This is a genomic window from Streptosporangium sp. NPDC006013, from assembly GCF_040614275.1.
Taxonomy (GTDB): domain Bacteria; phylum Actinomycetota; class Actinomycetes; order Streptosporangiales; family Streptosporangiaceae; genus Streptosporangium.
This window is the reverse complement of the sequence record NZ_JBEXUE010000622.1, coordinates 1-5,030: the sequence shown is the minus strand read 5'-3', so window position 1 is coordinate 5,030 and position 5,030 is coordinate 1. Positions and strand designations below refer to the sequence as shown.

General features: G+C 68.9%; 4 protein-coding genes. 3 read left to right on the top strand and 1 reads right to left on the bottom strand.

From position 1 onward, the window contains the following. Positions 1-47: 47 nt before the first annotated feature. Positions 48-185 (bottom strand): universal stress protein, encoded by a 138-nt coding sequence (locus ABZ260_RS46325; RefSeq protein ID WP_355631031.1) that lies wholly within the window; start codon positions 183-185, stop codon positions 48-50. Positions 186-279: 94 nt separating this feature from the next. Here ABZ260_RS46325 and metH point away from each other — a divergent pair, with 94 nt between their 5' ends. The 3 genes from metH to ABZ260_RS46310 all read left to right on the top strand — a co-directional run. Next, the gene (metH, locus tag ABZ260_RS46320) at positions 280-3,744 is read left to right on the top strand and encodes a methionine synthase (protein ID WP_355631028.1); all 3,465 of its coding nucleotides are present in this window, start codon (positions 280-282) and stop codon (positions 3,742-3,744) included. Between the two features lie 26 nt (positions 3,745-3,770). Further along, the gene (locus tag ABZ260_RS46315) at positions 3,771-4,421 is read left to right on the top strand and encodes an HAD family phosphatase (protein ID WP_355631025.1); all 651 of its coding nucleotides are present in this window, start codon (positions 3,771-3,773) and stop codon (positions 4,419-4,421) included. Between the two features lie 201 nt (positions 4,422-4,622). Beyond that, the coding region (locus ABZ260_RS46310; RefSeq protein ID WP_355631022.1) for a cellulose synthase at positions 4,623-5,030 on the top strand (408 nt) is incomplete at its 3' end.

The following is a 5,030-nucleotide window of genomic DNA, read 5'->3' as shown; positions in this document are numbered from 1 at the left end:
GTGCGGGGGGCGTACCGGGTACGGCTGGTTTCCCGGACGAGGCGCGGTCAGGCCAGGCTGAAGCGGACCTCGCGGGTGGTCGGGTCGGCGCCGGTGGCGGCGGCGAGGGAGGCGGCCGAGGAGACCGCGCCGAAGGAGGAGGTGGAGCCGTCGGTGCCGACAAGGATGGTGCGGTAGGTCGCCATCGGTGCCTCACAGGGGTGGCCGTATTAATTGGACAAGAAGTTCAATTGCTGTCGACAACAATAACGGCCATGTGGATCCCAGTACTCTTGTCTCATGACAAGCACCCCGTCCTTCCGTGAAGTCCTGGCCGAGCGCGTGATGGTCGCCGACGGGGCCATGGGGACGATGCTTCAGGCCCACGACGTCACCCTGGACGACTTCCAGGGCCACGAGGGCTGCAACGAGGTGCTCAATGTCACCCGCCCCGACATCGTCCGTGCCGTGCACGAGGCCTACTTCGAGGTGGGGGTCGACTGCGTCGAGACCAACACCTTCGGGGCCAACCTTTCGGCTCTCGGTGAATACGACATCTCCGAACGGGTCTTCGAATACTCGGAGGCCGGTGCCCGCGTCGCCCGGCAGGCGGCCGACGCCTGGTCCACCCCCGAGCGGCCGCGCTTCGTGCTCGGCTCCATCGGCCCCGGCACCAAGCTCCCGACTCTCGGGCACAAGCCGTACGCCGTGCTGCGCGACGCCTACTACGACAACGCCGCGGGGCTGGTCGGCGGTGGCGCCGACGCCCTGATCATCGAGACCTCCCAGGATCTGCTCCAGGTCAAGGCGGCGGTGATCGGCGCACGCCGGGCCATCGCCGACGCCGGCCGGGACGTGCCGATCATCGCCCAGGTGACCATCGAGACCAACGGCGCGATGCTGCTGGGCTCGGAGATCGGCGCGGCACTGACCGCGATCGAGCCGCTCGGCGTCGACGTGATCGGCCTGAACTGCGCGACAGGTCCCGCCGAGATGAGCGAGCACCTCCGCTACCTGGCCCGCCACGCCCGGGTCCGCCTCTCGTGCATGCCCAACGCCGGACTGCCCGTGCTGACCTCCGACGGCGCCTACTACCCGCTGAGCCCCGGGGAACTGGCCTCGGCGCACGAGAACTTCACCCGCGACTACGGCCTCTCCCTCGTCGGCGGCTGCTGCGGTACCACGCCCGAGCACCTGCGCCAGGTCGTCGAGAGGGTACGCGGGCAGGAGACGGCCCCGCGCCGGCCCCGCCCCGAGGCCGGTGCCTCCTCTCTCTACCAGAGCGTCCCCTTCCGCCAGGACATCTCGTACATGGCCATCGGCGAGCGCACCAACGCCGTCGGTTCCAAGGCATTCCGGGAGGCGATGCTCGCCCAGGACTGGGAGGAGTGCGTGGAGATCGCGCGGGCGCAGGCCCGCGACGGCGCGCACATGCTCGACCTCTGCGTCGACTACGTGGGGCGCGACGGCGTGGCCGACATGAAGGAGCTGGCCTTCCGCTTCGCCACCGCCTCCACGCTGCCGATCGTCCTCGACTCCACCGAGCCCGCCGTGCTGGAGGCCGGGCTGCAGATGCTCGGCGGGCGCGCGGTCGTCAACTCGGTCAACTACGAGGAGGGCGACGGCGTCGAGTCGCGTTTCCACAAGAACATGACGCTGGTACGCGAGTACGGCGCGGCCGTGGTGGCCCTGACCATCGACGAGGAGGGACAGGCGCGTACCGCCGACTGGAAGGTCCGGATCGCGCTGCGCCTCATCGAGGACCTGACCACGAAGTGGGGCATGCACGTCGAGGACATCCTCGTCGACGTGCTCACCTTCCCCATCGCCACCGGCCAGGAGGAGACCAGGCGCGACGCGCTGGAGTCGATCGAGGCGATCAAGGAAATCAAGCGGCACCACCCCGGGGTGCAGACGGTACTGGGCCTGTCGAACGTGTCGTTCGGTCTCAATCCCGCTGCCCGCATCGTGCTCAACTCGGTCTTCCTCAACGAGTGCGTCAACGCCGGCCTCGACGCGGCGATCGTGCACGCCTCCAAGATCCTGCCGATGGCGCGCATCCCCGAGGAGCAGCGCCAGGTCGCCCTGGACATGGTCTACGACCGGCGCAGGGAGGGTTACGACCCGCTGCAGCGGTTCATGGAGCTGTTCGACGGCGTCGACGCCGCGGCTCTCAAAGCGAGCAAGGCCGAGGAACTCGCCGCGCTGCCGCTGTGGGAGCGGCTCAAGCGCCGCATCGTCGACGGTGAGCGCAAGGGCCTGGAGGCCGACCTCGACGAGGCCCTCGCCCAGCGCCCCGCCCTGGAGATCGTCAACGACGTGCTGCTCGACGGCATGAAGACCGTCGGCGAGCTGTTCGGCTCCGGCCAGATGCAGCTGCCGTTCGTGCTCCAGTCGGCCGAGGTGATGAAGACCTCGGTGGCCTACCTGGAGCCGCACATGGACCGGGTCGAGGGCGAGACCAAGGGCCGCATCGTGCTCGCCACGGTCAAGGGCGACGTGCACGACATCGGCAAGAACCTGGTCGACATCATCCTCTCCAACAACGGCTACGAGGTCGTCAATCTCGGCATCAAGCAGCCGGTGTCGGTCATCCTGGAGGCTGCGGAGGAGAAGAAGGCCGATGTCATCGGCATGTCCGGGCTGCTGGTGAAGTCCACGGTGGTCATGAAGGAGAACCTGGAGGAGATGAACTCCAGGGGCATCTCCGACAGGTTCCCCGTGCTGCTCGGCGGGGCCGCGCTGACCCGTGCCTACGTCGAGCAGGACCTCGCGGAACTCTTCCAGGGCGAGGTCCGCTACGCCCGCGACGCCTTCGAGGGACTGCGCCTGATGGACGCCTTCATGGCGGTCAAGCGCGGCGAGAAGGGCGCGAGCCTGCCGCCGCTGCGCGAGCGCCGGGTCAAGACCGGAGCCACGCTGGTCAGGACGCCGGTGGAGGAGCTGCCGGCCCGCTCCGACGTGGCCGTCGACAACGCGGTGCCGGCGGCGCCCTTCCTCGGCGAGCGCGTCATCAAGGGCGTACCGCTCGCGGAGTACGCCGCGTTCCTTGACGAGCGGGCGACGTTCATGGGTCAGTGGGGCCTCAAGGCCGCCCGCGGTGGTGACGGGCCCTCTTACGAGGAACTGGTCGAGACCGAGGGCAGGCCGCGCCTGCGGATGTGGCTGGAGCAGATGCAGACCGAGGGCCTGCTGGAGGCGGCGGTCGTCTACGGCTACTTCCCGTGCGTCAGCGACGGCGACTCGCTGATCATCCTGGACGAGGGGGGCAACGAGCGCACCCGGTTCACCTTCCCGCGCCAGCGCCGCGACCGGCACCTGTGCCTGTCCGACTTCTTCCGCTCCAAGGACTCCGGTGAGGTCGACGTCGTCGCCTTCCAGGTCGCGACGATGGGCAACCGGGTCTCCGAGGCGGCGGCCGAGCTGTTCGCCAAGGACGCCTACCGCGACTACCTGGAGCTGCACGGTCTGTCGGTGCAGCTGACCGAGGCCCTGGCCGAGTACTGGCACGCGCGGGTGCGCACCGAACTGGGCATCGGCGGTGACGAGTCCCTGGAGGACATGCTCAAGGTCAACGTCATGGGCTGCCGCTACTCCTTCGGCTACCCGGCCTGCCCCAATCTGGAGGATCAGGTCCAGCTGATGGGGTTGCTCGACCCGTCCAGGATCGGTGTCGAGCTGTCCGAGGAGTTCCAGCTCCACCCCGAACAGTCGACGTCCGCGCTGATCGTCCATCACCCTGAGGCCAACTACTTCAACGTGTGACCGTCTGCCGGAAGGGCTACAAGGGTATGGAAGCGGTTCTCTTCGACATGGACGGGCTTCTCGTCGACAGCGAGAAGATCTGGTTCCAGGTCGAGACCGAGGTGATGGAGCGGCTCGGCGGCGAGTGGGGGGCCACCCACCAGGAGAACATGGTGGGCGGCTCGATGTCGGCGGCCGTGGCGTACATGCTCCGGGTCTCCGGCGGGAGCGCCGCTCCCGAGGAGGTGGAGAGCTGGATGATGGAAGGCATGATCTCCAGGCTCGCCGGTGGTGTGGAGATGATGCCGGGCGCCGCCGAGCTGCTGGCGGGGGTGCACGGGGAGGGCCTGGCCGCCGCCCTGGTCACCTCCTCGGCACAGCCGATCGCCGAGGCGTGCCTGCGGAGCATCGGCAGGCATCACTTCGACCACGTGGTCACCGGTGACGATGTCGCGAGGACCAAGCCCGATCCCGAGCCCTACCTGACGGCGGCCCGTCTGCTGGGCGTGGACCCGGGCCGCTGCGTCGCGCTGGAGGATTCCCCGAATGGGGTGACATCGGCTACCGCGGCGGGCTGCCGGGTGGTGGCGGTGCCGAGCGTGCTGCCGATTCCCGGTGCGCCGGGCCGTCTTGTCGTCGGGTCGCTGCATGAGGTCGATGTGGAGGTCCTGCGCTCACTGTCCGCCGGTGCCCGCTGAGCGGCCCTGTCGTCCGGCGGATGGCATGAGGACGGCCGGTGCGCTCCTTTCGGGAGAGCGCCTGCTGGGGATCCTCCCTGATCTTTCATACGATCCTGGCCGCACCCCCTAAGGGATGATCCCTCCTTGAGAAGGAGGGCTCGTCCTGATCCGACGTGCCAGGATGGATGTCAGATAGGTCAACATGAGGGGCGGTCCGCTGTGTCGTTCAATCAGATCGCGTGGTTGCCGCTCTGCGCCGGGGTCACCGGTGTGGGGCTGGTGCTGAGTTTCCTGCTGATGCGGCGCCGTGGCGTCGCGGCGGGGTTACGTGCCGCGGCCTGGTCACTGCTACCCGTCGCCGCCTTTCTGACCGGCGCGCTTCCCACCCTGTGGCAGATCGGCACGGCGATCATCGGTTTCCTCACAGGTCTGGTGTTCAACCCCGTGGTGTGGTCCGGGGTGGCGGTGACCGGACTCGCCGCGGTGCTCTTCCTGGTCTCCGGGTTCCTGCGTGGCCGCCGCCTCAGGGCCGCGGCGTCCTCAGCGTCCTCAGCGTCCTCAGCGCCCCCGGTGTCCTCTGCGTCCGCTGTGCCCGCCGTGGCGGCGGCGGGCCCCGGCGGGCGGGGC